We start from the raw sequence: 26,853 nt of genomic DNA, 5'->3' as shown, positions 1-26,853 counted from the left end.
AGTATTATTTCATTGTCGTCAACTTATTTTGCAAAACTGTAAACGCCATTCATAATATTGGGTTTTTATTTGCACCTAAGATTAGGATCTGTTGATAATTCCCTATGGGCTGGGCTTTATTTGCGAAATCCCCTTGTCAATAAATCCTACTTTTCATTATTTAATATCATAGTGTTGTAAATCTTTCTCAAAAGATTAAAAAATGATAAAACTATCTGTAAATTAAGCGTGTTTGAGTCAGGGATGTTCACTTATAAAGGCAAGATACTCACTAAGTTTAAAAATAAAAAAGGTGGTAAAAATCAAAATAGAGTAGACGGTTTTTATCGTGATTCGGATGGGATGGAATATTTTGTAAAAAAACCTAAGGATCGTCGAGAATTGTTCACCGAATTGTTTGCTGGTTTATTGTTGCAAGAGTTTAAGCACCGTAATTTGATTGAAAAAATATATCATTCATCCTTAATTTGTGCTCAATTGATTCAATTTGAAGATGGTAGTTATGGACTTATTCAACCTAAAGTAGAATTCAAAGAGTTGTACAAAATCATTGGCACTGGTTATCGAGATGGTTCTGATCGAGATCCACTTGTGGAGATGTTTTACGGACCTCAATCCTATTTATTACTCACCCAATTAAAACAATATTATGGTCTTGCGGTGGCATTAATGTTTTCTTTACTGTTGGGAGATCATAGTGTACATAGCGGCAATGTGGTCTGTTTAGACGTGATGTCTTCAGTAGAAATGATATTTATTCAATTTGCGCGTATCGATTGGGGTGCAGCTTTTCGTTATTATGGCCACAAAAAAAATAATGAAGATCTTTTTTGTCCTTTTGAATATCAAGGATGGCTCAATCCTAAAGGATACACTAAAGGCTATTTTCTAAATTACAGAAAAATCAAAGGATTGTTTCCAGCTCTTGCAGAACAGGCAAGACTGTTACAAAGCAACGTAAATGAAGCCCTTTTTGTCGATATGGTTAGCACTGTTTTAAGACAACTTCCCATTGATTTAGTAGATAGCAAGACCAAAACAGAGCTTGCAAAATATTTATGTATGGAGTCCTTTAGTAATATCAGTTTTGGTGAAAAAGGGCATTATGAGCAATTTGCGCATGATATAGCAACGATTTTATCAAATCGATTAAAGAAAATGACGTTACTACAAGATTTTTCGACGAGTATAACTGATATAGAACAACCTCAGATTATGTATGTTGAAAGTATGCCAACAGCAATAGTATTACCTGTGAATCAGGTTACGCCTTTTGCAGAACAAATGAATATTTGGCTAAATATACTTTCTTTATCCGATGAACGGAGTATTTTTGATTTTAATAGTATTGATCGTGTTAAATTAGCCAAACAATTTAATTTATTTATGGAAAGTTTATTACGTCAAGTTGAAAAATTAGATCAATTTTCTCATGATGAGAGTACTACCGCATTTTGTGATAAAGCGATACAGCCTCATCCAATGAGTTCTTTTTATCGCAATTTATTTACTTTTGATGCTGATTTAAAACCATATCTTTCTTCTCGCGCGGAAATAAAAGCGTCTTCAACAGAAGATTATTGGCAATTTACGGAAAGCGTGCTCACTACGAGTTTTAATATTCTTGTTACCATTCGCGTATTACAAGACACTCAAAGTTCAATCATGCTTGCTAAGTCTTCTGCCATTCATTTTTTATTTGATACCTTAAAAAAGTATCTACATGATTTTAGTGTACTCCATCAAGTGTTTTTAAAAGAATTGGAGCATGCTCTTTGTTGTATGTCTGATTCACAACTTGCTTGTGTTTGTCTTCATGAAATGGATTTTATGAATTCAAGTGTACTGATTGGAATCATGCTAAAAAATTCAAAACTTTGGGAGCGTGTGAATCGAACTTTAACAGAAGCTCAAGAGTTACTTTATCAAGAGAAAACGGCTTACCACCTGACAAAGCTTCAGAAATTTCAAAAAGATTTCACTCAATTTTTAATTTTAGCCGGTGAGTTCCCGTCAATTGCACAATTTGCTACAAAGGGAGTTGTTGTTAATGAACTTACCCGACTTTTTGAGAGTCTTCCTGAGTTTCTACAGATGAAATTGGTAACTACTTTGAATCAAATACAGGATGAATTTAGAAAATGGCAACGCCGGTGCAGCATTGAGTTGGAGGAGCAGGAAAAATGGAACGAAAAAATGGAGTTTTCTCCTGAAAAGGGCAGCAATAACCTGATTACAACTCATTCTTGTAGGGAGCAAACAAAAGAACAAGAGAAAATAGTGAAAGAGCTTCATGAAAAAATCGCTGCTGATAAAATCCTTTGGGAAGCAATCGCAAGATCGCAAAACGAAGAGTTGCCTCTTGATGATTTGCTTATTTTAAAAGAGTTTTATGATAGTAAAAGAATTTTATATACCGATAGGTGCCGTCGTGCTTTGAAGAGTTATTACAGAGAGGCTTTGCAGGTACGTCTCTCAAATGTTCCATTAACAGAACAAGCCTCTCTTCTTCTCAACAATGCACATAAAGCTTTTGATTCATTATCTCAGTCAGATGTTTTAACTGAAGCAATAAAGATAATTGACGAATTATATGGCAAAAAAAGAGAAGCGAAGTTACATGTAAGCAGAATGCTTTTTTTCAGTGAGCATGAATCAGGTACATTATCCGGAGCACAACTAAATCTTGTTCATGATCTTTCCTCATCATCTAGCCTATCACTGGGTATCACTAAACCTTTATGAGGGTACTTCTCTTTCTTCATTTTTCGTTTAAGATAAAATTTTAAAATTTGAAATTAATTCATTGATTTTTATGCTTATTATTGGCTATATACATCATCGAAGTACGAATTTAAAAGCTATTGACCTCAAACATAAAAAGATCATTTAAGGAAGTGATATGCAGGATAAAATTGAGTTTGTAAGAGAAGCAAATAGAGAAAAAATCGTAAAGGCAATGAATGAATTGGAGGTTGTAAACTATGAAACGGTTTCAAAACATCTCCCTAGGTTACTCGCTGAGGGGGCATTACACTTGGATCATAGTGTTTATACCCCAGCGGATCCATCAACGAATCTACCTAAAGGCGTAGGGCGATACCTTCTCTATGATCATGATTCATCCAATCCTTTTTCGATATGGGTATTTGCATTTGCACCGAGACAGAAAACAACAATTCATGACCACAAATATAAAGGTACTGTAACTGTTCTTGAAGGCCCTATATCCGAGAAATTTTATCAACCAACTGGCGAGAAATCAGCACAGCTTGTCAATCGTATTGATCGCTATAGATTTCATAGTAATAGCGATGACTTAACGAGTACTTTTGTGCATCAGCTCAAATGCAGAAAAGGTTTGGATGTAACGATTAGTGTTACTTTGCATATATATAATATGGAAGCCTATTTGGTTCATTTTGATGGTAAAAAAATTGATCAAAGAAATTTAAATATCATTTATTCTAAAGACAAGACAGGTGCAAATAAAAACATCCCATCTTACACAAAGGTCAGTTCTGATTTAGACGAACCAATTTCTTATAAGATATAGGGATTTTATTTATTGGGACTTTCGGATTTGGTCTCTATAGCACCATCCACTAAGCTCTATAACATCGTTGCTTAGTGGAGGACGCATGCCTAATCCGAGTATGGAGAATAAAGTGGTTGGCATGCTCTGCCTTTATTAAAAGTGTCGCCAAATTTTTTTCCCTATCCAATAAACAATGAAGCAAATACAAATCCATAATAGAATCAATGGTAAAAAATATACAAAAAATTCGATTAAACCATAAGTTAACTGGCGTAATTGATCGATTAATGCATGATAGGAATTAATAAATGCTTCCGTTATTTTCCATTGCTTTTGCTGAGCTGTTTCAATCATTGGATTCATGCTCAAATCAATATTAATTAATGAATAAGCAACAGATTCTTTATAATATTTAATTTGTCCTTGAATAACATCAATTTGGCCTTGAACTTCAGTTAATTGTTTGAAGACGCTCAAAACATCGGGTGTTTTAGTGGCACTTGCCATAATTTTTGCAAGTTGTTCTTTTGCAGTTTGTAAATTTGTAAGTTGGCTTTGTAGATCGACATATTGTTGCGTAACATCCTCACCACTTATAGATTCTTGTATGACTTGGGTTGCAAGTGATTTTAAGGCAGTTAATGCATCATTTAATCCTTGAGCAGGTACTCTTATTTTGATATTGGCATAAGTATTTCCTCCAGTATTACTGTCTTGAGTTATATTTGAGTTCACAATATAGCCACCGGAATTTTCTGCGAGCTGAGTAATTTTTTGCATCGCGGTGTTAATGTTGTTTACTTGTAAGGAAATATTTGCATTACGAATTATCATTCCCCTCATGGTATTTTCTGAAGGTTGGTTCGTGGTTTGAGAATATTGGTTTCTTTGCATGGCTATGGTAGTAGGAATTGCCTCTCCTGCAGGCATGGGAACAGGGCCGGCTGCTCCAAACATCGTTGGTTCTGATACTCTGCCAAGCCAAAGATAGAGAATAATTAATAATGCAAAGGCGCCAATGACTGCTAAAAAATAGAGGATTGCTTTCTTCATATTAATTCGCGTGAGACTTGTGATTTAACGTAAAGTTTGGCAAATATTTGTCAAATTGTAAAATTTTTTATAAATATAACTTGTATGATATCCTTGATATTTTTATATTTAAAGGAAAACCAGTAATTAACACTTAGCAATTACTGGTTTTTTGAGTGCGTACCGCTTGCAAATGACTGTATTTTTTTGGCAGTGTTGATAATTCATTCTGTTCCCTTGTCCCTCTTAAATCTCGTGAGGATATCTAGAGAATTATTTATCAACAGACTCTATGCTTTTTTGTCACAAAAAGCCACACATACTTGATGCTCTCTAACTTCTCCACCACAAGCGGAGTAACATTCCCTATAAGTAGATTCGCAATGACATGAATTGTTGCAGCTGCCGCTTCTATCAAAATCTTTAATGGTTTTATTAATTGGAAAACCCATTCGCATTTGTTCTTCTTTATAGTGTTTATATTCAAACAAAGCATTTTGCTGTGCTCTTAGTCGACAATTTTCATTGTCTACTCTACAACTTTGTTCGCAGTCATTTCTTCCTTGTACACATTGAGCGGTGCACATTTTTGCCACATCTGATTTAGGTGGAATATAACTATATTCGGTATTATAGATGGGGCCACAGGAGGTTAATAGAACAACTAAAGCAATAACAGAAAAAATAGAGCAATGTTTTAGCATATATCCTCTTTTTAATGATAAGTGGGAGTTTAGATACTGCTAGTATACAGCATGATAAGTAATTGGTCAGTCAAATTGCTCCAGTGTATTAATGCGGGGTTAAAAAATCAAGATTGAATTTTTCTCATTTATCGTAAATAAGGTGGGCATTAGTATGGGTACTTCTTTGGGAAATGGTTTATTGTTATTTATTTTTTGATTGTTTTAAGCAATATGTGGTGGTTAACTTTTATAGAAATTTTGTTATATAATTTGCCAAATGATGAATTCCTTAGGATTCATCTGGAATCACTAAGAAATCTAACTTTAAAACAGTATCTATGAGTATTTCATTTGTATATGGTTTTTTTATTGGGGGTGTTGTTACCCTAATAAGCCAGCATTGCTTGCAAAAATTCGTCAATTCCCGTAGAAGTTCTGAACAGGCGGACACGAAAAAGTTTGACTTAGATAAGCTTTTTAATGATTACCCTAATTTTATGAATTCCATTAAAGATGATCTTAGTGCTACTCATTGCAGAGATATAAGGGAATTTTTTGTGGTTGATAAAGATGCAATATTGAATTCATCGACTCCAAGATTACGTTATGAATTATCTGCAGAGATACTCCCCGCACTCAATAGATTGGAAGCATTAGGTTATATTGAAAAATTAAAAAATAATTGCCTGCATTATAAAATTGAGGAAGATTTTGTAGTGCAGCTTGATTTTTATGAACATGCACCCAAGGATGATGGAAATTTATGATTGGAATTTATTTATTTGCTGGAATAGTAACAGGACTACTTGCAACGTTGTTTGGCTTTGGGGGGGGATTTGTTGTTGTTCCATTGTTATTCTGGTTATTACCATTGGATGGTATTCCAAAAGAATTGGCCATGCATATGGCTGTAGGAACCTCTTTAATGCTGATGTTTATTAATATGATATATGCAGCATGGTTGCATTATCTGAAACAAAATATGGATATGATCTTATTAAGAAAAATGTTGCCACCTGTTGCTTTGGGTGCTGTAAGTGGTGCTTTAATCGCTACAATTTTAAGCGCAAATTCACTCAAATACGCATTTTTAATTTTGATTTTTATGGTTTTACTCAGGAATTTGAAGCAGGAGTTTTTTAAAGAAAATATTTCTGTCCACAAAAAGCCAACAAATGCAATTTTGTATTTTGTTAGTTATTTTACAGGAACAATTGCCGCCTTATTGGGAATAGGAGGAAGTGTGATTATTGTTCCATTTTTTAGGCATTATGGTGTGTCCATGAATAAAGCTTCTGCACTTGCAAATGGACTTGCTGCACCAAGTGGTTTGATAGGAAGTATTATTTTTATAGCTGCGGGAATTCATATACCTCACTTACCTCCATACAGCACCGGTTATTTATATTGGCCGGCATTAATTACTATATTTTTAGGCAGTATTATAGGCGCGAAGTTAGGAATATATTGTAGCGATCTCATTCCTGATAAAGTTTATGGCAAGAGTTATTGTTTATTATTACTAATTGTCATTTTTTGCATGATGTTTAATTAATATTATTTCAAATATTAGGATGTGTTGACAATTCAGCTTCCGACGTCCCTTGGACAAGCCCTGTTTCTTGATCAAAACTCTGCTAATGCCCCGCGGTTTGTTTTCGCAGGGTCGAGACTTTTAGCACAGCACTCTATATTCTGCGGACAAGCCACAGAACATCGGAAAGTCGAGCTAGCTGGTTTTTTAGAGATGTGTATAAGATTTAGTGCAACAGCAGAAGATAGCATTTTTTAGAAATTGAATACTCCTTCTGGACATTTAATACTCCTAATAAATAGGTCAATTAGGCAAAAAAACATGAGGGCTTGTTACCATTGAATTGACAAGCCGTATCATGCTTATGTTTTGCAACTCAGTATCTCAGTTTTTTGAGATTAAGTTGAGTACTGAATCAACTGCTGTATCTAAATTGAATTGTTGAATTTCTCCAGTAGCTCTGTTTTTATATTCCACACAGTTTTGTTCAATATTTCTTTCACTGACCACTAAGCGATGAGGAATACCAATAAGATCATGATCGGCAAACAATACTCCAGCTCGTTCGTTACGATCATCAATTAAAACATCAATGTTTAAGCTTTTGAATTGTTGATATAAAGCATCTGCTTGCTTTTTAACTTCAGGCGAGCGATGGGCATTTAATGGAATAATCACTAACTGAAATGGAGCAATATTTTGTGGCCATATTATGCCCCGTTCATCATGATGTTGTTCTATGGCTGCAGCAACGACTCGAGTAATACCTAAGCCATAGCATCCCATTAACATGGTTTCTAATTGGCCTTGCTCATTGATGACAACAGCATTCATGGCTTTAGCATATTTATCACCTAGTTGGAAAACATGACCAACCTCGATACCTCGACATGAATAAAGCGTACCTTGCCCATCAGGGCTAATATCCCCTTCTTTCACATTGCGTAAGTCGAAGGCAAGATATTCTTTAACATCTTTGTCCCAGGCAGCATGTTGATAATGTTTATCTGCTTGATTTGCGCCACATATAAATGAATCCATGGCAAGGGCATGATAATCCGCGATTATAGGTATTGCTAAGTTAACTGGTCCGAGTGATCCAATTGGCGCATTTAAGTTTTTTAAAATTGTTTCTTCATCTATGAATTGTAATGGGGTATCAATCAAAGGATGTTTTGTAGCTTTAACTTCATTGAGATCATCATCACCACATAAAATAAGCGCTACCATGGGGTGTTCTTTTCCTTTGACAATTAATGTCTTGACGGTTTGCTTAGGTGAAACTTGTAGGAATTGAGCCACCTCAGCTATAGTTTTTTTGTTTGGTGTATCAACCAGGATTATTTTTTGACTGATAGGAGTTGCTTTAGCGGGCTTTAAGCTTGTTGCTTGTTCAATATTTGCTGCATAATCACCCTGATCGCTGTAAAAGATTAAATCTTCACCTGAATCAGCTAATACTTGGAATTCATGAGAGGCAGAACCGCCGATAGCTCCAGTATCTGCTTCTACGGCACGATATTTAAGTCCCATGCGATCAAAAATACGGCAATATGCATGATACATATCTTTATAAGTATTTTGCAGACTTTCCAGACTTAAATGGAACGAATAAGCATCTTTCATAATGAATTCGCGTGCCCGCATGACGCCAAAACGAGGCCTGATTTCATCACGAAATTTTGTTTGGATTTGATAAAAACTTGCAGGAAGTTGTTTATAAGATTGCAATTCATGCCGCATAATATCTGTGATGACTTCTTCATGAGTGGGGCCAAAGCAGTATTCTCTATCATTGGAATCCTTCATGGTTAACAGTTGGCCGCCAAAGGTCTCCCATCGTCCTGTTTCTTGCCATAACTCAGCGGGCTGGACTGCGGGCATAAGTACTTCTATTGCATTAATGTTATTCATTTCTTCGCGAACTATTTGCTCTATTTTGCGCAATACTTTTAAACCTAGAGGCATCCAGGTATAAAGCCCTGAACCCAATTTACGAATCATTCCTGTTCTCAACATTAATTGATGAGACACAATTTCAGCATCGTTTGGAGTTTCTTTAAGGGTTGCTAAAAACCATTGAGATGCACGCATTTCAGCTCCTGATTTAATTCTTAGATTTTCAGGCATTATACAGAAGTTTTTGAGCAAAAACAGATGAGGAGGAAGAAGTACATTGGACTTCTATTGAATATAAAAAATTTTGGATGTAGCAAAGCAAAAGGAGTATTTTGCTTTGCGCTTAAACTACAAATTTATATATGAATCTTAGCTTCTTTCAATAAGGCATTTAATTTAGAAGCTAAATGGTAATTATCTTTTCCATCAAGTTGATTTAATTCATAAACATAGTCTTTATAATGGACTTTACCTGTTTGCACATCATAGACTGCACCAACCATCGCAATTTCATTTTTTTCTATCATGTCATGTAAAATGGAGCTGCGTTTATAAATATTTTGCATGGTATTAGCTACGTTTAAGTCTGTAACATGATGAACGAAAGTATCATTTTTACTATGGCGATCATTTGATGTTTGATTTTCGGCATTAATAGCTGGTTTTATTTTTTCCAATAACTCGGTAATATGTCCTTTTTCTATTCCATCACAGGCGGACTGAATCGCACCACAACGAGTATGGCCAAGAACGATGATCAGTTTTACCCCAACTACGCTGCAGGCATATTCGATACTGGCAAGCACATCATTATTGACCACATTACCTGCAACACGCACACAAAAAATATCGCCAAAACTCATGTCAAAAATAGTTTCAACGGGGACTCTGGAATCAATACAGCCCAGAACTATAGCGATAGGATGTTGCTCTTTTGCTGTATGTTTAATATCCAATTGGTTAGAGCGATGAATTAAATTACCATTCAAAAATCGATGGTTTCCTTCATTTAATATATTTAATACCTCAGCAGGAGATAAATGGGATTGTACGTCGTATGTAGTTACATTAATAAAATCAATATGGTTATGAATTTTGTAATGTTTTTTAAAACCAATAAGATTTAAGGATATTTTCTTATTAGGAGCTTGTTCGTCCTGAAACTCTTTTAATAACTCTAAAATTTCTTTATCGATGTATTGTGAATAACGCGCATCAATAATTAATTGTGATTCTTTAGGGATAGAATTAAGTTCAGCAATTAAAGCTGCTTTATTTAAGAAAGTCATTTGTTGTGGGAGTACTAAACGATTGATGACTCCAGTAGGATGAATTTCCTTTAGAATATTGATACGTGCTTGACTGTTTGATTTTAAAATATAGAACAAACTCACCGCTAATCCAATTAAAATACCCATCAAAAGATTAAAGACAATGATGCCAATGACTGTAGCTATAAATGGAATAAAGCGATCATAACCTTGTGCATAAATGGACCTGTAAATAGAGGGCTTATTGAGTTTATAGCCGGTGTACATCAGGATAGCTGCTAAGGAAGACAAGGGTATTTTATTTAGAGTACCTGGGATTAACATCACTGCAAATAAGATGAAAATGCCATGCAAAATGCTAGATATTTTGGTTTTAGAACCTGCTTGAATATTAATTGATGTCCTAACAATTACAGATGTGATCGGAATTCCACCAATTAATCCTACCGTTACGTTTCCTACACCTTGTGCCACTAATTCACGGTTCGAAGAGGGATGACGACGTTTTTTATCGAGTTTTTCACCAGCCTTGAAGTTTAGTAAAGTCTCAAGAGAAGCGACAATACCAATAATAAATGCATAAAGATAAACTTTAGGATTAGCCCAGGAAGACCAGTTAGGATATTCCAATTTGCTAAGTAGCTCATGAAAGTCGCTTGTTTGGGGAATATTAACTAATTGCGGTGAATTTTGCGCAAGATTTGAGTCAGTCCATTGGAAGAATTCGTTGAGTAGTACGCCTAAGATCACTACAATAATCGGTGCGGGTATTTCCTTAAGTACTTTATTTTTTGTTAAATCAAAAAAGATTAATGTGACCAAAGAAATTGTGGTAATCAGCATGGCTCCTGAGTTGATGTGATGATAGAGCGCGAGAATAGGACTTAATGTAATTTCCTCTGTTGTTTCCAATAAGTGGGTTTTAAGTTCATTAAAATCTGCAGACAGCGTAAATGCAAGTGGTAGTTGTTTGATGATTAATAAAATTCCTATAGCACAAAGTAAACCTTGCACTACGTTTGATGGCACGTAATCTGCTATAAATCCGGCTCTAAAACTGCCTATGATTATTTGCAGTAAACCAGCAAGTATCAACGCCAGTAAAAATGAATTAAAATCACCAAGATGAGCAATAGCTGTCACAACGACAGCTGCCATCCCGGCTGCAGGTCCACTCACACTGACATGAGAGCCACTCAAGCAACCAACAACAATTCCCCCTACAACCCCGCTTAAAATTCCTGAAAACAAAGGGGCACCAGAAGCTAGAGCAATCCCTAAGCATAAAGGAATAGCCACGAGAAATACGACTATGGCTGCGACAAAATCAAATTTAAGAAAACGCTTTGTATAAATTCGAAATATACGAGAGTCAACCGTTGTATTTGTAAACATGAAGAAATTCCTATAAGAGCAATTTAATATTTTATTAAAAAATTTTTTCTAATTTTAGACTAAAGTGATATTTAATAAAACATAAATGTTACAAAAATGTTATAAAAGTGTTTCTTTTTAGTTAAGATTTTGTGATTAATTCCTTCTTTTTGCCTACAAAAACATCTATTTGATTATTTTAATACAAAAAATGTTTAAAAATATGAAGAGGATAAGAGGAACGCTCGATATAAAAGATTTCTTTATTTATATATAGCGCCGCCCACTAAGTCCTATACATCGTTGCAAGCTCGCTCGGCTCAGTCATGTACTTGAGTACACTCCTTCACCTCACTTTACTTGTACCTTGTCTAGAACTTAGTGGATGCGCTGTAGAACTCTACATGCATTGGAGCATGATTCTTCGAGCTTTTTATTTTTGTTCGAATTTGAACTGAATTTTATTCATCTACCGTATCAAATTCTTCTGAACTGAAAACCTCACTTGCATTAGTTACTTGATTAATGATTAATTCATGTTCCAGATTTCTAAAATTCCACATATTTTGATCCATAAGCTGGCTAGGTTTGATGCTTTGTAGAGCATGAAGGATGTTACTAGGAACCTTAGGATTTTCTTCTGCAAGTTGATCAATTAAACGAGCTACTTTTTTACGCATTAAATTTTCTTGAGAACCACAAAGATTGCATGGAATAATAGGATAGGCTTGTTCCTTTGCATAAGTGATGATGTCATTCTCTTGGACATAGCATAATGGGCGAATCACAATATGTTTTTTGTTATCACTGAGTAACTTAGGTGGCATCGATCGAATATCACCATTATAGAGAATGGACATCATTAAAGTTCGTACTAGATCATCTCGATGATGACCTAGAGCAATTTTGTTAAAACCATTTTCTTCTGCATAACGATAAATAATGCCTCGTCGCAGTCGAGAACACAAAGAGCAATAGGTTTTGCCTTCGGGGATTTTTTCTTTAACGATGCTGTAGGTATCACGAGTTAAGATTTCGTGTGGAATGGAACGCTCTTTAAGCCATTGACGTAAAGCAGAATCATTCCAACCAGGTTGCGCTTGATCGAGAGTAAACGAAAAAAGTTCAAACTTATTACCTGAACGACGACGCAATTGATTGAGAATGGTAAGCAAGGTAAAAGAGTCTTTTCCTCCTGATAAACAGACCATAACTCGATCACCACGTTGGATCATATTAAAATCTGCAATGGCTTTACCTGTGTAATGAAGTAATTTTTTTTCAACTTGGGAAGGATTGGACATTATTGAAAACTCATTTAGTGGGGTTAAATAAAAATTGTTATTTGGTATTTCCTGTTGTGGGGAATCCATTAACCCTTGTTGTTTCTAACCATGAATTGATTAGCTCCAGATCATTGGCATTTAATGTTCCGGCCTGATATTTTAACGTTAACACGGCATTAATTAAGTTGTATTGGTCATTAGCCAGTAAATTTTGGGCTTCAAATAGGCGTTGTTGGGCATTGACTACATCTACCATGGTACGTGTACCTATTTCAAACTGCGCCTCTGTGCTATCCAATGAATTTCTCTGGGAAATAACCGATTGTCTGTCTGCTTTAACTTTACTAATACCATCGGTGATTGTATTAAACGCAATACGACTGTTTACGACTACTTCTCGATAGGCCTGTTCGACTTGCTCGCTTGCTGCTTGAAAATTGTGTTTTGCTTGGCGTGTTTGAGAACGAACTAGGCCTCCTTGATATACTGGAAAATTTAAAGCAAGTCCAACGGTGGATTGTTTCTGATTTGCGGGTAATAAAGGATTATTGTCAGTTGTAGTATTTAAGCTATTTGTTGTTTCTGCTGTATTTCCTTGCAGTGAAATAACAGGCCAGTTTCCTGCAGAAAGTGCTTTTACGTTTTCACGTGCTACTTCAAGATTGTATTTGGCTGACAATAACTTATAATTTTGCTTCAGTCCTGTATCCACCCATTGATCGGCATAATTAGGTTCTGGTTTTATCAATGGGATTTTACCGTTACGTAAAGGTACTATCGAATCATAAACATGATTGGTTAATTTTCTTAAGTTTTCATTTTGATTGATTTGGTTATTTCGCGAAGCAATAACGGTAGCTACAGATTGATCATAGGCGGCTTTTGCTTCATAAACAGAAGTAATAGGATCGAGCCCAACTTGAAACCGTTGCTGGGCTTGATCGTATTGGCGTTTGTTTGCTCTTTTTTTTGCCTCAGCAAAATTGAGTGTGTCCTGGGCATAGAGCGCATCAAAATAGGCCTTTGCGGTTCTGAGAATCAAATCTTGTGCTGCATCATTAAAAAGAGCTTGGGCTGCTTTTACAGAAGCTTTGGCTTGTTGTACTTTTGCCCATGCTTGAAAATTGAAAATTGCTTGAGAGGCTGAAATTTGCCACATTCTAGAATTATAATAGGTGTCTTGAATGGTGAAAAAACCATCATTCACATGGAAAAAGTTACGAGTTGCTTGGCCTGAAATCCCAACTTGAGGCAGTAGTGCTGAACGTGCTTGTGGAAGAGCTTCTGCATTAGCCATGTAAGTATCATAGGCATTCTTGAACACAGGATCATTTTCAAGAGCCTGATGATAAATATCCATTAGATCGGTTGCAAATGCTTGTGGTAATAGACCTAAAGCCAAGAGGGAGCAGAACAGCAATTTTTTCATTTGATCTAATTCCTAAAATACAAACTCTTTGGATTTTGATTTGTCGATCAATAAAGGAATATTTGTTTCAAAAAGCAGGGACTCATGCCAATTTTCATTATGGTCTAGTTCATATAATTTGCCTTGCAATACAGGGGACTTACCTAATATGGTAAATAGCTTACCACCAGGGAGAATTTGGAGTTTTTCGGTTTCGGTTATTTTTTCTAATCCACCGGTGAAGATCACAACATCATAAGGTGCTTTCTCCAACCAGCCTCGACTCGCATCGCCTGTAATTAATTCTACATTATGGCAATGATGTACCTTTAATTTTTTTTCTGCTTGAGCCGTAAAATCAGCATAATAGTCTACACTAATTACCTTTTTAGACAGTTTACTGAGTAGGGCAGTAAAGAAACCGCTCCCTGTACCTACTTCTAAAACTATTTCATGACCTTGGAGATTAAGTGCTTGCAAAATTAGACCTTCCTCTAAAGGAGTAAGCATTCGTTGGTCATGGTTCAGTGGAATTTGCATATCTGAGTAGGCAAAATGGGTAAATTGTTCAGGGACGAACTCATGTCTGAGTAGTACTTCATACAAATCAAGTATGGATTCGTTTAAAACATCACCAGTTCGAAGTTGTTGCTTGACCATATTAATACGCGCGCTTTGATAACTCATTTGTTCTACCGTGTTGATTATTTAGATTTTATATTGGGCCAGTTTATTTCCTTGAGTTTTGTTTCTATCTAAATATGCCTGCATGAGATCCATATTTTGATTGGTTTTTGGATTCCGCAGACTTACTGCGAAACAATGCGGCGGAAACGAATGGCCAATGCACTTTCAAAACTTGGACTCAATCTTAACAAAAAATCAACTCATGTGCTAAGAAATAATGTTTGAATCCTAAATTTCATGGTTACTCTGTTTAAAGTTTGTTATGATCTGCATCTTTTAATAGGATAACCTATTTTGAAAGTGGGTTGTTTCCTTATGATTTGTAGCTTGGACATAGCGAAATGGGTTTCAATTTCGCCTCACTGTCCTCAGGCTATAATACGAAAATTCAATATTTAGGAGAATACTGTGCGTGAGCAATTTATTGATTTTTTGCAAACAGAAATAGAAACGCTTAAAAGTGAAGGCTTATATAAGTCAGAACGGGTTATTTCCAGTCAACAACAAGCTGCTGTCACAGTAAATCATAAAGAAGTAATAAATCTATGCGCGAATAACTATTTGGGTTTGGCGAATGATCCTGAATTAATTGCTGAAGGACAAAAAGCATTGGCTCAATATGGTTATGGTATGGCCTCCGTGCGTTTTATATGTGGGACACAAACTCCACACAAACAGCTTGAGCAGAAAATCAGCCAATTTTTAAACAAAGAAGATACGATACTCTATTCTTCATGCTTTGATGCAAATACAGGTCTTTTTGAGACTTTGCTGGGGGAAGATGATGCGATTATTAGTGATGCCTTAAATCATGCAAGTATTATTGATGGTGTACGGTTATGTAAAGCGGCACGTTATCGATACGCCAATAATGATATGAAGGCATTAGAAGAGCAGTTAATGGCTGCCAAAAATGCGCGCTTTCGATTAATTGCAACAGATGGTGTTTTTTCTATGGATGGTATCTTGGCAAATCTCCCGGCCATTTGTGAGTTAGCCGATAAATATAACGCTATGGTTATGGTTGATGACTCTCATGCTGTTGGTTTTATGGGTGAAACAGGCCGAGGAACCCCAGAGCATTTTGGCGTCAGTGAGCGAATTGATATCATTACCGGTACTTTAGGTAAAGCTTTAGGGGGGGCATCAGGAGGTTATACGGCAGCTGATAAAACTATCGTGGAATGGCTACGTCAACGTTCTAGACCTTATTTATTTTCGAATACCTTAGCTCCTGTGATAGCACATACTTCTTGCATCGTTTTAGATAATTTAATGAAAAATAACCATTGGGCTGCAAAATTAAAGCGTAACAGCCAATATTTCCGCGAAGGTATGACTCGCTTAGGTTTTAAACTCATTCCAGGCGAACACTCGATTATTCCTGTGATGCTGGGTGATGCGAGTCTAGCAGGGCGTATGGCGAATCGTTTATTAGAGTTGGGTATTTATGTAGTTGGTTTTTCATATCCAGTAGTTCCCAAAGGGCTAGCGCGAATTCGCACCCAGATGTCGGCTGCCCATGAATTGCATCATTTGGATAAAGCGATTGCTGCATTTGAAACGGTAGGTAAGGAATTTTCCGTTATTTAAGTAACGTAAGCTCCATATAAAAAGCATAAAAATGCGTTTTATGTTGCTGAATGAGCGTTATTCCTTAAAACTAGCTAAGCAAGGATGTGCCGCATTTATATGGGATTTAGTTCCAAAAAACTGTTCGATATAAAAATTACCTTATTTTTTATATCGAGCTACATTAAGTAACGCTTTCTTCTCTCATTAGGGTAGAGAGGATCTTATTTTGAGGTACTTCATGAAATCATTAGTCAAAGCGAAAAAGGAACCTGGAATTTGGATGGAAGAAGTCGCCATGCCGGAATATGGCGTTAACGATGTATTAATTAAAGTGAAAAAAACAGCGATTTGTGGCACTGATATCCATATTTATTCTTGGGATGAATGGGCACAAGCAACGATTCCTGTGCCTATGACTGTAGGTCATGAATTTTATGGGGAAATCGTTGCTGTGGGTCAGGAAGTGCGAGGCCTCAGTGTTGGTCAGAGAGTTTCAGGTGAAGGACACATCACTTGCGGATTCTGTCGTAACTGCCGCGCAGGAAAACGACATCTTTGTCGTAATACTTTAGGTGTGGGAGTAAATAGACCAGGTTGTTTTGCGGAGTATTTATCCTTACCGGCTACTAATGTTATTGTGCTTCCCGATAACATTACTGGAGAGCAGGCTTCAATTCTAGATCCTTTTGGTAATGCAACTCATTGTGCTTTGGCTTTTGATGTTGTTGGAGAGGATGTATTGATCACTGGTGCTGGACCAATTGGTATTATGGCGGCTGCTATAGTAAGACATATAGGCGCACGTCATGTAGTGATTACTGATGTTAATGATCATCGGTTAGAGTTAGCACGAAAAATGGGTGTAACACGAGCAGTAAATATCAAATATGAAAAACTTTCTGATGTGGCTGCTGAATTAGGAATGATTGAGGGATTTGATGTAGGACTTGAAATGTCAGGAAATCCTATGGCTTTAAATGACATGATGAAAGCTATGAATCATGGTGGCCATGTTGCAATGTTGGGTATTCCTCCTCAGGAAACATCCATTGATTGGAATCAGGTTATTTTTAAGGGGCTGGTCATTAAAGGGATTTACGGTCGCGAAATGTTTGAAACATGGTATAAAATGATCGCCATGTTGCAAAGTGGCTTGGATATTTCACCAGTGATAACCCATCATTTTCCAATTGATGAGTATCAACATGCGTTTCAAATTATGGCTTCAGGCCAATCAGGTAAAGTAATTCTTGAGTGGTAGATTGATTGAGTCATCATCCTGGCTATACAGACAAGTTTAAAGAAAGACGGAGTAGTTATGTCACAATATATTTTTACCATGAATCGTGTTAGCAAAATTGTTGAAAATCAACGATTTATATTAAAAGATATATCATTAAGTTTCTTCCCAGGCGCCAAGATTGGTGTTTTAGGTTTAAATGGTTCTGGTAAATCAACTTTATTACGCATTATGGCGGGTGTTGATACACAATATGAAGGAGAAGCTAGACCCCAAGCAGGGATTAAGATTGGCTATCTTGAACAAGAACCACAACTTCATTTGGATAAAACAGTGCGTGAGGTCGTTGAAGAGGGCGTAAAAGACATGAAAGAGAGACTTGCGCGCTTTGATGAAATCAGTATGCGTTTTGCTGAGCCAATGAGTGATGATGAAATGAATACTTTGCTTGGGGAGCAAGGTGAATTGCAAAATGAAATTGAAGCGGGTGGCGGCTGGGATTTAGATAGAAAATTAGATGTTGCTGCTGATGCACTGCGATTACCAGATTGGGATGCTGTGGTTGGAAAATTATCAGGAGGTGAACGGCGGCGTGTTGCTTTATGTCGTTTATTGCTTTCCAATCCAGATATGTTATTGCTCGATGAACCAACAAACCATTTGGATGCTGAATCTGTAGCTTGGTTAGAGCATTATCTTGAAGGTTTTCCTGGTACGGTAGTAGCAATTACTCATGATAGATATTTTCTGGATAATGCTGCTGAATGGATTTTAGAATTAGATCGAGGCGAAGGGATTCCTTATAAAGGTAATTATACTTCTTGGCTTGAGCAAAAAGAAGCACGCTTAGAGATGGAGCAAAAACAAGAGGATGCACACCAACGCTCTCTTAAAGCAGAGCTAGAGTGGGTACGTACTTCACCTAAAGGACGGCATGCTAAAAATAAAGCACGTCTTGCTCGTTTTGAAGAAATGAACTCTAAAGAATTCCAAAAACGGAATGAAACTAATGAAATTTATATTCCTCCTGGTGAACGATTGGGTGATCTTGTACTCGAAGGAGAAAAAATTACTAAATCATTTGGTGATCGTATTTTAATTGATAATTTCGATTTCAAACTTCCCAAAGGAGGTGTTTTAGGTATTATTGGTCCAAATGGTGCAGGTAAATCAACTTTCTTAAAAATGATCACGGGTCAAGAAGAACCTGATAACGGTGTTATTCGTATCGGTGAAACGGTGCAATTAGCCTACGTGGATCAGTTACGTGATGAATTAGATTCCAACAAAACAGTATGGCAAGAAATATCTGATGGACATGATATTATGCAAGTAGGTAGTTTTCAAATGCCTTCACGTGCTTATGTAGGACGTTTTAATTTTAAAGGTTCTGATCAGCAAAAGAAAATGTCACAACTTTCTGGAGGAGAGAGAAACCGTGTACATTTGGCTAAGTTACTGAAAAGTGGTGGAAATGTATTGTTACTTGACGAGCCGAGTAATGATTTAGATGTTGAAACTTTACGTGCTTTGGAAGATGCGATTCTCAATTTTCCGGGTTGCGTTATTGTAATTTCCCACGATCGTTGGTTTTTGGATAGAATATGCACACATTTAATGGCTTTTGAAGGGGATTCGCAAATAACCTTTATTGAAGGAAATTACAGTGATTATGAAGCGGATAGAAAACGTCGTTTGGGTGATGCTGCGGATAGACCTTCACGTATTAAATACAGAAAATTAGAATCATAATTAAAATTAATCGGAGATAGAATTTAGATGAATAAGTTGTTTGGGGCATTGTTATTATGCTTGGGATTAACCGCATGTGTTGAATATGATGAATCCACTTTAATTACTGATGATGCAGGTTATGTTCACAGAACGGTTCATTATACAAAAGATAAGCGTGGCCGTGATTATTTTCCTAAGAAAATTAGCGCAACAGGGGAAAGACGATTCGTTTTTGATCCAAAGGCCTCTGCATGGGCTGCATATGATGAAGAAGGAAATCGATTATTAACTGGAGGTGGTTCAGCCGGGATAGATATTTGTGAGGAAAATACAAATCAATCCTGTAGAACAGTGACAGGAACTTTTAAGGTATATAATCGAAGAGGACTTGAGTGTCGCTCCGGGGAATACCCAGTAGATACAAAAGGTGGTGCAAAAATGCCTTATTGTACCTATTTTTATCAAGGATATACTATCCATGCGGCATACGAAGTTCCTGAGCATCCATCAAGCCATGGCTGTGTCCGTATTTTCCCGAGTGCGGCTAAATGGTTAAGTGAAAACTTCTTCCAAATTGGAACTAAGGTAATTGTTTTGGCTTATCCTGACGAAAATGGGGTTCATAAAAAACAAGCAGCATAACCGTTTTGGGGAATTATTGACTTAAGTACGTGTAGCCCGGATTAGGCAAAGCCGTAATCCGGGGATTTATTGCCACATTCCCCCGGATTACAGAAGAATAGAACTCGGTTTTCCTTAAGACACCATTACGTAAACGCTTACTATTAAATAGAGAATTATCTGGCTTGACCTTCCCTTCACTGGTGAAAAGAAGGCCTGTCTTATGTCGAAAAATCATTGACTGTTTGCTGGTAGTGCCGGTTTTGTTGGTTGTCCAGTAGTAGTTGCAGCAGGAGTAGTTGCAGCTGGAGTGGTTGTGGAAGTTGCTCCATTGTTGTTACTTGGGGTAGTGCTTGTTGTATTTGAGTTTGGCGATTTTTCAGTATTTCTTGGTGCAGCAATCATTTGCACAATTCCCAAATCCCCAGTTATTTTTCGACCAACAGTCACGTCAATACTAAGTAGTTGGGTTACTTTTTCCTTATCATTTTGATAAACAACTTGGAGCGGTAAATTAAGTTTCCATTGATTTTCTTTGGCTTCAGTAACAACAGCTTGTCCCATTACTTGGCTACTTACAGTAAGTTTTTGTGATTTGATGGCTTCTAGATTTCCTGATTTTTGGAGTGCTGTATTAAAACCTGTCCATCCTTGTTCTGTAAAACAAGCTTCTAATTTTTGTAATTGATCATCTAAGTTATTTGGATCAAAGTCAAAAGCTTGGGTTACCGCTTTTTCTGACCAAGTTATAACAAGTGATTGGTCAATTTTTTTTGTTTCAGGTGGAATCTTATAGTTACAATTGATCACAGGGGGTGGTGTAGACTGTGCTGGATTAAGTGATGGCCCGCTCTGGGCTGCTGGTGGAGGCATTTGTGTCGTTTGAGGACTAGCAAGTGCATTAGGTGCTGGGGCTGATGGTTGAGCAACATCAGCATATACTTGTACTTGAGTACCAATCAAAGTGATAAGAACACCCCAGAGTATCGTATTCTTCATGAAACTGACTCCTTAAATTATATGTATCAATTCTGCAACAATAAGAGCCGCTAGTCTAACAGTTTTTTGTTCTTGATCCAGAGGCGGCGACAATTCAGCAATATCAAAACTTACTACTTTGCCACTTTGAATAATGTATTTCAAGAGAGGTAGGATTTGCCATGGAGTAAGTCCTAATGGTTGTGGGGCACTCACTCCAGGAGCGAAAGACTCTGCTAATACATCTAAGCATATGGTTAGATATATATGATCCAGATTCAGCATGAAATCATCAAGAAAAGCTAAATGCCAAGCTAAACTGTTGGCATAGATTTCTTCGGCAGTGAGGTAATGGACATTAAGTGCATTAGCTTGTTGAAATAAAGAATCCGTGTTCCCCATTTTTTGAATGCCAAGGCAACAATATTTAAAATTTTGGTTGTTTTCTTCACAATAAGCAGCAATCTGTGAAAAAGGGGTGCCCGATGTACCTGGTTGGTTTTTCTGATAAGGTCTTAAATCAAAGTGGGCGTCAAAATTAATAATACCTAATTTAGTGTAATGTGGTGCTAGTCCTTGATAGTGTGCCCATGCGATTTCATGTCCCCCACCTAAGGCAATGGTTTGATGGCCTTGTTGATGACAAAAACTGATCAAATGCGCAAATTGGGATTGGGCTGTTTCTAATTCATCCTCTTCACACATAATGTTTCCTAAATCCCAAAATTCCTTATCCAGAGAGCAAGGTAATTTCGCCAGTTGGCTTTTTATGTGATCAGGACCTAATTTTGCTCCGGGTCGCCCCAGATTTCGTTTAACCCCAGCATCGCTAGCAAACCCTAAGAAAATTGTTTTTTTCTCTTTCGTGATTAGATCTGTTTGTTGTTTGGGAAAAATAATTTTTTGAAAAAATCGCTCCGCTTTTATTGTATCTTTTCTGCCTTGCCAAAGTGCAGGATTGGGTTGGTGATAATTGGAAAGATGTTCAAACATTAAATTCCTCCTCTGTTTTGATAGATGATGTTTACGCCAATCTCAATTTGACACATAATCGATAGCAATAACTTGAGAAAGTTATGTATTATACATGAGGTATGCTTTTTAGTCCTATCAGGAAACTTTTGCATTAATTCAACCCTGATCATGTACCTGTTCTTTTCTGCAGCAAGAACGCATAAAATTATGCCAAGTTTAGTCAATGTCTGGTATCATTTGCACACATTAATAAATGTGCAGAGGATATCATGTTTGTAATTACTGGCGGTGGAAGCGGGATTGGGAAGTCTTTAGCTTTTTCTTTGGCAAAACGTGATCAATCTGTTTTAATTGTTGGTCGTCGAGAGCAGTTATTGCAAGAAACAGCAGCGACTTCAGCAAAGATTCAATATGTATGTGCTGATATTACAACTTCTGAAGGGCTTGAGTCTATTAGAAATTATTTATTTGAGGTTCCTCACATTGAGGCCCTGATCAACAATGCGGGTACTTTAAATCCTTTAGTCCCTTTAAGAGAAGTTGAACTAAAAGATTGGCAGCATGCTTTAAATACCAATTTGAATGCGGCTCTTTTTCTGACGCAAAAACTCTATGATAAATTAATTCATGGAAGAGTACTTAATATTGGTTCAGGAGCAGCTTATTTTCCTATTAGGGGTTGGGCTGCTTATTGTGTCTCTAAGGCTGCTTTATCAATGCTGACTCAATGTTGGCAGTTAGAGTCCGCGGATATTGCTTTTGCGAGTGTTATGCCTGGAATAATTGATACTCATATGCAGGTGATAGCCCGAAGTAGCACTAATCCAGATTATGAACGGATCAATTTTTATCAGAGCTTGAAAGATCAAAATCGCTTGATTTCCCCAGATACAGTTGCTGAATTTTTGACATGGCTTTTATTAGATATCGATAAGAAAACTTATGCATCTAAGGAATGGGATATATATGATACTGAGCATCACCACGCTTGGCTCAAGCCTCCTCATCAAGTTCTTCATTGGGATTTTTAATGCTTGCTTGCAATCAATTATTATTAAATGCATCAACTATTGATGCTCAAGGAAATCAATTGCTACACCAAGCTGTAGCAATTAAAAACGGCCTTATAGTGTGGTGTGGCGCCCAAGAACAAATGCCACCCCAGTTTTATCAATCACCTCACAAAGAAGAGTGCCATGGAAAGTTACTTACTCCCGGTCTCATCGATTGTCATACTCATTTGGTTTATGCAGGCAATCGTTCGTCTGAGTTTCAAATGAAACTTGCTGGAGTAAGTTATACTGAAATTGCTAAAAAAGGGGGCGGGATATTATCCACCGTCAAACAGACCCGAGAAGCATCTGAGGAGGAATTGCTCAAGCAATCGTTACCAAGAATTCTAGCTCTACGAGATGATGGAGTGACTACTGTTGAGATTAAATCAGGTTATGGATTAGATTTATCCAATGAAGTGAAAATGTTACGTGTGGCCAAACGCTTAGGTGAGTTAACGGGTTTAAGAGTTAGAAAAACCTTTCTTGGGGCACATGCAATTGGGCCTGAGTTTAAAGGAAACAGTCAAAAATATGTTGATATGATTTGTCAAGAAATGCTACCTGCCGTAGCTGAAGAAAATTTAGCGGATGCTGTGGATGTTTTTTGCGAATCTATTGCCTTTTCGCTTGAGCAAACAGAGCAAATTTTTAGTGCCGCTCGTGAATTAAGTCTTCCTATAAAATGTCATGCTGAGCAGCTATCCAATCTCGGCGCAAGCAAGCTTGCAGCCGAATTTGGTGCTTTATCTTGTGATCATTTAGAATTTCTTGATGCTCAAGGAGCATTTGCCATGGCAGAGGCAAACACAGTTGCTGTTTTGCTTCCAGGAGCCTATTATTTTCTGCGTGAAAAACACAAACCTCCGGTTGATTTATTGCGTCAAGCTGCTGTGAATATCGCTGTTGCTTCTGATTGTAATCCTGGCTCATCACCAACTGCATCATTACGTTTAATGATGAGTATGGCCTGCCAATTTTTTTCGTTAACTGTTCCTGAAGTTTTAGCTTCTGTTACGAGCCAAGCAGCAAAAGCATTAGGAATACAACATGAAGTAGGAGTAATTGCCCCTGGTATGGTAGCAGATTTAGTGCTTTGGTCTACGGATGACAGCGCCGCCCTTTGTTATTATTTTGCCTATCCTTTACCTCATCAAATGATGATAGCAGGGGAATGGGTTTCTTCTAAGAAAAATGATTGGGAATAATATTATGCTAAAATTAGTAAAAATCGTTTTATCTTTAGGTCTTATAGTATGTTCTTTTGTTGTTTATGCCATTTATCCAGCATCAGTTCAAAAAGAAACTTCTGCTTATATTTTGGATATCAAGTATCCCCAAGGATTTAAAGATCCTCGTATTGATGCAGCCTTACAGGGATTTATTGAAAATACAAAGCAACGTTTTTTTAAAGAAGTTGGAGCAGATGCTGATGTTTCTGCTGATGCACCAGGTAAATCAGGTTTGAATATTACCTATTCATTACCCTACAAAACAAAAAATGCTTTAAGTGTACGTATTATGGTTTCTATCTATCATAAAGGTGCGGCACATCCTGCAAATACAGTAAGTACGTTAAATTTTATTGATGGATCTCAAGTTCAACTATCCGAGCTATTTCGCCCAGAAGCAGATTATTTAAAGCCTATGGCCGATTTTTGCTATAAGCAAATAATTGCAAAAAATATCTCAGATAAAAAATGGATTGCAGAAGGTACTAAGCCTACAGATAAAAACTATAAAATCTGGTCTTTTTCGCCAAAAGGGATAGATGTTATATTCGATACGTATCAAGTTGCGGCTTATGTCTATGGCGCGCAGACAGTGAATGTTCCTTTATCTCAAATCGCTTCTTTATTAAAACCTGAAATAGCACACAAAGTTTGGGGTCGTTAATGGCAGATACACCTTTTATAGCTGCAGACAAAAAAGTATCGGAACTTACTGTCCGAGTGATACTACTTGCTATCATACTTACTGTATTGTTAGCCATGTCTAATGCTTATCTTGCATTGAAGTTGGGGATCCTAACTTCGGCTTCAATTCCAGCAGCGATTATCTCCATGGGGATTTTACGCTTTTTTAAAAATCCTACTATTCTCGAAAATAATGCGGTTCAAACTGCAGCTTCTGCTGGTGAAGCAGTTGCTGGTGGAATTGTATACACTATTCCTGCATTAATTATTATTGGTTTTTGGAATCATTTTGATTATCTAACCAATTTTTTTATTGCAGTTTGTGGGGGGATTTTGGGCGTATTATTTTCCATTCCATTACGTCGTATTTTGGTCCATGACCAGTCTTTAAAATTTCCAGAAGGTAGAGCTATCGCTGAAGTATTAAAATCATCCGTTGAAAAATCAGGTATTAAAGACATATTAATTGGTGGTGCAATTGGTGGTTTTATTGAATTATTACAAACTGGATTTAAAATAATTGCCAATAGTTGGGGATATTGGTTTGTGGTAAAGCGCTCTTTGTTTGGTCTTGGTGCTGGATTTTCCGCAACAATGATAGGTGCTGGTTATCTTGTTGGTCATGATATGGCGATCAGCATATTTTTAGGGGCAGTAATTTCTTGGTTAATTGCATTACCTGTAGTCAGTCACATTTACCCAGACTTTATCAATCATTATCCTCCGGAACAAGCAGCATCATTTTTATGGAACAGTGAGATGCGCTATATGGGAATAGGGGCTATGCTGTTTGCTGGAGTATGGACCTTTTTAAAGCTAATTAAACCTTTGTCTAAAAATATTCGGGCTTCGTTAAATAGTTTTAGCTCTAAAGGAAAAATGGAGCAGCTGCCTCGTATTGATAAAGATATACCGCTACCCTTTATCTTAATAGGCATTGGTGCATTCGCAGCAATATTATTTTTATTTTTTCAACTTGTTTTACCATTAGGGGAGGTAGGATTAGACAATCAATACTCACCTACCTTAGTTTTCTTAGCGGTACTTTATGTTTTATTTATTGGATTTATTTTTTCAGTAATTACTGCCTATTTTTCAGGGATGGTTGGTGTAACAGCAAGTCCCGGAAGTTCGGTGGTTATTTCAGGGATGCTTTTTGCAGCGTGGCTATTGCTGGTCGCGATTGATCATATGTTACCTCTCCCATTAAGCACGGAACAAATTCAAGCAGCGGAGGCAATTACGATCATGATTGGGGCTGTAGTCACAGGCATTGCAGCCATTGCTAATGATAATACCCAAGATTTGAAAGTGGGTCAGTTAGTTGGAGCAACACCCTGGAAACAGCAACTCATGTTATTGCTTGGCGTAGTTATTTCTTCTTTGGTTATTCCTCCAGTAATGCAATTGCTGTTTGAAGTGTATGGTATAGCAGGGGTAATGCCTCATCCTAATATGGATATAAATCAATCTTTACCCGCGCCTACAGCAGCATTAATGGCTGCGATTACTGAAGCAGTATTTAGAAATTCATTGCCATGGGCAATGATGTTAATTGGTTCAAGTATTATTTTAATTATTATTTTCTTAAATCATTTTTTTAAATTAAGACGTTATTTAAACTTGTCCATTTTAGGAGTTGCTATAGGGATGTACCTACCTCTTTCTTCCTCTTTTCCATTATTTATTGGAGGTATGATTGCTTTTTGGGTGAATAATCATTTGAAAAAAAGTAATCTTGTTAAAGATGAAGTAGTGCTTCGAAAGCAAAAAGGAACTCTTATTGCTTGTGGGCTTGTTGCAGGTTCGGCAATTATGGATGTTTTGCTGGCGATACCCTTTTCAGTTTTGCATAGTCCAGATGCATTGCAATTGGTTGGTAGTGATTGGAAAGATACGGGTGTTTATCTAGGAGTATTATCAACTTTATTATTGGCATGGTGGATTAATCGGAGAGTATGCCGAGGAAAGTGAGCAATTGAGTATACGTACACTCCAAAGCCAAATGCAGCCTTTCGGTGCATGAGGCGTGAGCGCTTACATTTTT

General features: G+C 36.9%; 21 protein-coding genes. 12 read left to right on the top strand and 9 right to left on the bottom strand.

Annotation, left to right across the window (positions count from 1 at the left end; translation table 11 throughout):
* The first annotated feature begins 243 nt into the window (after positions 1-243).
* Positions 244-2,745, top strand: coding sequence for a LepB GTPase-activating domain-containing protein (locus tag DYH34_RS13610; protein WP_058464521.1), 2,502 nt, complete (start codon positions 244-246; stop codon positions 2,743-2,745).
* Positions 2,746-2,902: 157 nt separating this feature from the next.
* Positions 2,903-3,556 carry a cupin domain-containing protein gene (locus tag DYH34_RS13605; RefSeq protein WP_058464522.1) on the top strand — a complete coding sequence of 218 codons (654 nt, stop codon included), beginning with the start codon at positions 2,903-2,905 and terminating at the stop codon, positions 3,554-3,556.
* Positions 3,557-3,691: 135 nt separating this feature from the next.
* Here the strand turns inward: DYH34_RS13605 and DYH34_RS13600 are convergent, their stop codons facing one another.
* Entirely contained in the window at positions 3,692-4,591 is a 900-nt protein-coding gene (locus DYH34_RS13600) for a DUF4349 domain-containing protein (RefSeq protein ID WP_058464523.1), read from the bottom strand.
* Between the two features lie 269 nt (positions 4,592-4,860).
* On the bottom strand, positions 4,861-5,274 hold the full coding sequence (locus DYH34_RS13595; RefSeq protein ID WP_058464524.1) for a hypothetical protein: 414 nt from the start codon (positions 5,272-5,274) through the stop codon (positions 4,861-4,863).
* A 320-nt stretch (positions 5,275-5,594) separates the two neighbouring features.
* Here DYH34_RS13595 and DYH34_RS13590 point away from each other — a divergent pair, with 320 nt between their 5' ends.
* The gene (locus DYH34_RS13590; RefSeq protein WP_058464525.1) at positions 5,595-6,023 is read left to right on the top strand and encodes a hypothetical protein; all 429 of its coding nucleotides are present in this window, start codon (positions 5,595-5,597) and stop codon (positions 6,021-6,023) included.
* Positions 6,020-6,811 (top strand): sulfite exporter TauE/SafE family protein, encoded by a 792-nt coding sequence (locus tag DYH34_RS13585; protein WP_058464526.1) that lies wholly within the window; start codon positions 6,020-6,022, stop codon positions 6,809-6,811. The genes DYH34_RS13590 and DYH34_RS13585 overlap by 4 nt, the downstream gene beginning before the upstream one ends.
* A 363-nt stretch (positions 6,812-7,174) precedes the next feature.
* On the opposite strand, the gene DYH34_RS13575 is transcribed toward DYH34_RS13585, so the two are convergent.
* The 5 genes from DYH34_RS13575 to DYH34_RS13555 all read right to left on the bottom strand — a co-directional run bounded on the left by DYH34_RS13575 (position 7,175) and on the right by DYH34_RS13555 (position 14,715).
* A complete protein-coding gene (locus DYH34_RS13575; RefSeq protein ID WP_058464527.1) occupies positions 7,175-8,884 on the bottom strand; it encodes a proline--tRNA ligase in 1,710 nt (569 codons plus the stop codon).
* A gap of 161 nt (positions 8,885-9,045) precedes the next feature.
* On the bottom strand, positions 9,046-11,355 hold the full coding sequence (locus tag DYH34_RS13570) for a SulP family inorganic anion transporter (RefSeq protein WP_058464528.1): 2,310 nt from the start codon (positions 11,353-11,355) through the stop codon (positions 9,046-9,048).
* A 440-nt stretch (positions 11,356-11,795) separates the two neighbouring features.
* Complete coding sequence (gene ttcA / locus DYH34_RS13565; protein WP_058464656.1) at positions 11,796-12,638, bottom strand: tRNA 2-thiocytidine(32) synthetase TtcA; 843 nt, start codon at positions 12,636-12,638, stop codon at positions 11,796-11,798.
* 37 nt (positions 12,639-12,675) lie between these two features.
* A complete protein-coding gene (locus tag DYH34_RS13560) occupies positions 12,676-14,049 on the bottom strand; it encodes a TolC family outer membrane protein (protein ID WP_058464529.1) in 1,374 nt (457 codons plus the stop codon).
* Between the two features lie 12 nt (positions 14,050-14,061).
* Positions 14,062-14,715, bottom strand: a complete 654-nt coding sequence (locus DYH34_RS13555; RefSeq protein WP_058464530.1) for a protein-L-isoaspartate O-methyltransferase family protein — start codon at positions 14,713-14,715, stop codon at positions 14,062-14,064.
* A 408-nt stretch (positions 14,716-15,123) separates the two neighbouring features.
* Between DYH34_RS13555 and DYH34_RS13550 the strand changes: the two genes are divergently transcribed.
* The 4 genes from DYH34_RS13550 to DYH34_RS13535 all read left to right on the top strand — a co-directional run bounded on the left by DYH34_RS13550 (position 15,124) and on the right by DYH34_RS13535 (position 19,906).
* On the top strand, positions 15,124-16,308 hold the full coding sequence (locus DYH34_RS13550) for a glycine C-acetyltransferase (RefSeq protein ID WP_058464531.1): 1,185 nt from the start codon (positions 15,124-15,126) through the stop codon (positions 16,306-16,308).
* Positions 16,309-16,528: 220 nt separating this feature from the next.
* Positions 16,529-17,551, top strand: a complete 1,023-nt coding sequence (tdh, locus tag DYH34_RS13545) for an L-threonine 3-dehydrogenase (protein ID WP_058464532.1) — start codon at positions 16,529-16,531, stop codon at positions 17,549-17,551.
* Between the two features lie 57 nt (positions 17,552-17,608).
* Positions 17,609-19,282 (top strand): energy-dependent translational throttle protein EttA, encoded by a 1,674-nt coding sequence (gene ettA, locus DYH34_RS13540; RefSeq protein ID WP_058464533.1) that lies wholly within the window; start codon positions 17,609-17,611, stop codon positions 19,280-19,282.
* A 27-nt stretch (positions 19,283-19,309) separates the two neighbouring features.
* Positions 19,310-19,906 (top strand): L,D-transpeptidase, encoded by a 597-nt coding sequence (locus DYH34_RS13535; protein ID WP_058464534.1) that lies wholly within the window; start codon positions 19,310-19,312, stop codon positions 19,904-19,906.
* 213 nt (positions 19,907-20,119) lie between these two features.
* Here DYH34_RS13535 and DYH34_RS13530 read toward each other — a convergent pair whose 3' ends face one another.
* Together DYH34_RS13530 and hutG are read right to left on the bottom strand one after the other, a co-directional pair.
* A complete protein-coding gene (locus DYH34_RS13530; protein WP_058464535.1) occupies positions 20,120-20,884 on the bottom strand; it encodes a DotI/IcmL family type IV secretion protein in 765 nt (254 codons plus the stop codon).
* Between the two features lie 12 nt (positions 20,885-20,896).
* Complete coding sequence (hutG, locus tag DYH34_RS13525; protein WP_058464536.1) at positions 20,897-21,856, bottom strand: formimidoylglutamase; 960 nt, start codon at positions 21,854-21,856, stop codon at positions 20,897-20,899.
* 251 nt (positions 21,857-22,107) lie between these two features.
* Here hutG and DYH34_RS13520 point away from each other — a divergent pair, with 251 nt between their 5' ends.
* From DYH34_RS13520 to DYH34_RS13505, 4 genes are read left to right on the top strand one after another with little or no spacing between them, the layout of a single operon-like run.
* Positions 22,108-22,869 carry an SDR family NAD(P)-dependent oxidoreductase gene (locus tag DYH34_RS13520; protein WP_058464537.1) on the top strand — a complete coding sequence of 254 codons (762 nt, stop codon included), beginning with the start codon at positions 22,108-22,110 and terminating at the stop codon, positions 22,867-22,869.
* Entirely contained in the window at positions 22,869-24,098 is a 1,230-nt protein-coding gene (gene hutI / locus DYH34_RS13515; protein ID WP_058464538.1) for an imidazolonepropionase, read from the top strand. Before DYH34_RS13520 ends, hutI begins: the two co-directional genes overlap by 1 nt.
* 4 nt (positions 24,099-24,102) lie before the next feature.
* Complete coding sequence (locus DYH34_RS13510) at positions 24,103-24,786, top strand: DUF3298 and DUF4163 domain-containing protein (RefSeq protein WP_058464657.1); 684 nt, start codon at positions 24,103-24,105, stop codon at positions 24,784-24,786.
* Positions 24,786-26,780, top strand: coding sequence for an OPT family oligopeptide transporter (locus DYH34_RS13505; RefSeq protein ID WP_058464539.1), 1,995 nt, complete (start codon positions 24,786-24,788; stop codon positions 26,778-26,780). Before DYH34_RS13510 ends, DYH34_RS13505 begins: the two co-directional genes overlap by 1 nt.
* The last annotated feature ends 73 nt before the right edge of the window (positions 26,781-26,853 follow it).

Origin of the sequence: Legionella cincinnatiensis (genome assembly GCF_900452415.1) — a bacterium.
Taxonomy (GTDB): domain Bacteria; phylum Pseudomonadota; class Gammaproteobacteria; order Legionellales; family Legionellaceae; genus Legionella; species Legionella cincinnatiensis.
This window is presented reverse-complemented; position numbering and strand designations above follow the sequence as displayed.

What these genes read in the sequence shown, in the direction of transcription:
- DYH34_RS13610 (WP_058464521.1), top strand. Translation starts at nt 244, where the DNA reads ATGTTCACTTATAAAGGCAAGATACTCACTAAGTTTAAAAATAAAAAA.
- DYH34_RS13605 (WP_058464522.1), top strand. Translation starts at nt 2,903, where the DNA reads ATGCAGGATAAAATTGAGTTTGTAAGAGAAGCAAATAGAGAAAAAATC.
- DYH34_RS13600 (WP_058464523.1), bottom strand. Translation starts at nt 4,591, where the DNA reads ATGAAGAAAGCAATCCTCTATTTTTTAGCAGTCATTGGCGCCTTTGCA.
- DYH34_RS13595 (WP_058464524.1), bottom strand. Translation starts at nt 5,274, where the DNA reads ATGCTAAAACATTGCTCTATTTTTTCTGTTATTGCTTTAGTTGTTCTA.
- DYH34_RS13590 (WP_058464525.1), top strand. Translation starts at nt 5,595, where the DNA reads ATGAGTATTTCATTTGTATATGGTTTTTTTATTGGGGGTGTTGTTACC.
- DYH34_RS13585 (WP_058464526.1), top strand. Translation starts at nt 6,020, where the DNA reads ATGATTGGAATTTATTTATTTGCTGGAATAGTAACAGGACTACTTGCA.
- DYH34_RS13575 (WP_058464527.1), bottom strand. Translation starts at nt 8,884, where the DNA reads ATGCGTGCATCTCAATGGTTTTTAGCAACCCTTAAAGAAACTCCAAAC.
- DYH34_RS13570 (WP_058464528.1), bottom strand. Translation starts at nt 11,355, where the DNA reads ATGTTTACAAATACAACGGTTGACTCTCGTATATTTCGAATTTATACA.
- ttcA (WP_058464656.1), bottom strand. Translation starts at nt 12,638, where the DNA reads ATGTCCAATCCTTCCCAAGTTGAAAAAAAATTACTTCATTACACAGGT.
- DYH34_RS13560 (WP_058464529.1), bottom strand. Translation starts at nt 14,049, where the DNA reads ATGAAAAAATTGCTGTTCTGCTCCCTCTTGGCTTTAGGTCTATTACCA.
- DYH34_RS13555 (WP_058464530.1), bottom strand. Translation starts at nt 14,715, where the DNA reads ATGAGTTATCAAAGCGCGCGTATTAATATGGTCAAGCAACAACTTCGA.
- tdh (WP_058464532.1), top strand. Translation starts at nt 16,529, where the DNA reads ATGAAATCATTAGTCAAAGCGAAAAAGGAACCTGGAATTTGGATGGAA.
- ettA (WP_058464533.1), top strand. Translation starts at nt 17,609, where the DNA reads ATGTCACAATATATTTTTACCATGAATCGTGTTAGCAAAATTGTTGAA.
- DYH34_RS13535 (WP_058464534.1), top strand. Translation starts at nt 19,310, where the DNA reads ATGAATAAGTTGTTTGGGGCATTGTTATTATGCTTGGGATTAACCGCA.
- DYH34_RS13530 (WP_058464535.1), bottom strand. Translation starts at nt 20,884, where the DNA reads ATGAAGAATACGATACTCTGGGGTGTTCTTATCACTTTGATTGGTACT.
- hutG (WP_058464536.1), bottom strand. Translation starts at nt 21,856, where the DNA reads ATGTTTGAACATCTTTCCAATTATCACCAACCCAATCCTGCACTTTGG.
- DYH34_RS13520 (WP_058464537.1), top strand. Translation starts at nt 22,108, where the DNA reads ATGTTTGTAATTACTGGCGGTGGAAGCGGGATTGGGAAGTCTTTAGCT.
- hutI (WP_058464538.1), top strand. Translation starts at nt 22,869, where the DNA reads ATGCTTGCTTGCAATCAATTATTATTAAATGCATCAACTATTGATGCT.
- DYH34_RS13510 (WP_058464657.1), top strand. Translation starts at nt 24,103, where the DNA reads ATGCTAAAATTAGTAAAAATCGTTTTATCTTTAGGTCTTATAGTATGT.
- DYH34_RS13505 (WP_058464539.1), top strand. Translation starts at nt 24,786, where the DNA reads ATGGCAGATACACCTTTTATAGCTGCAGACAAAAAAGTATCGGAACTT.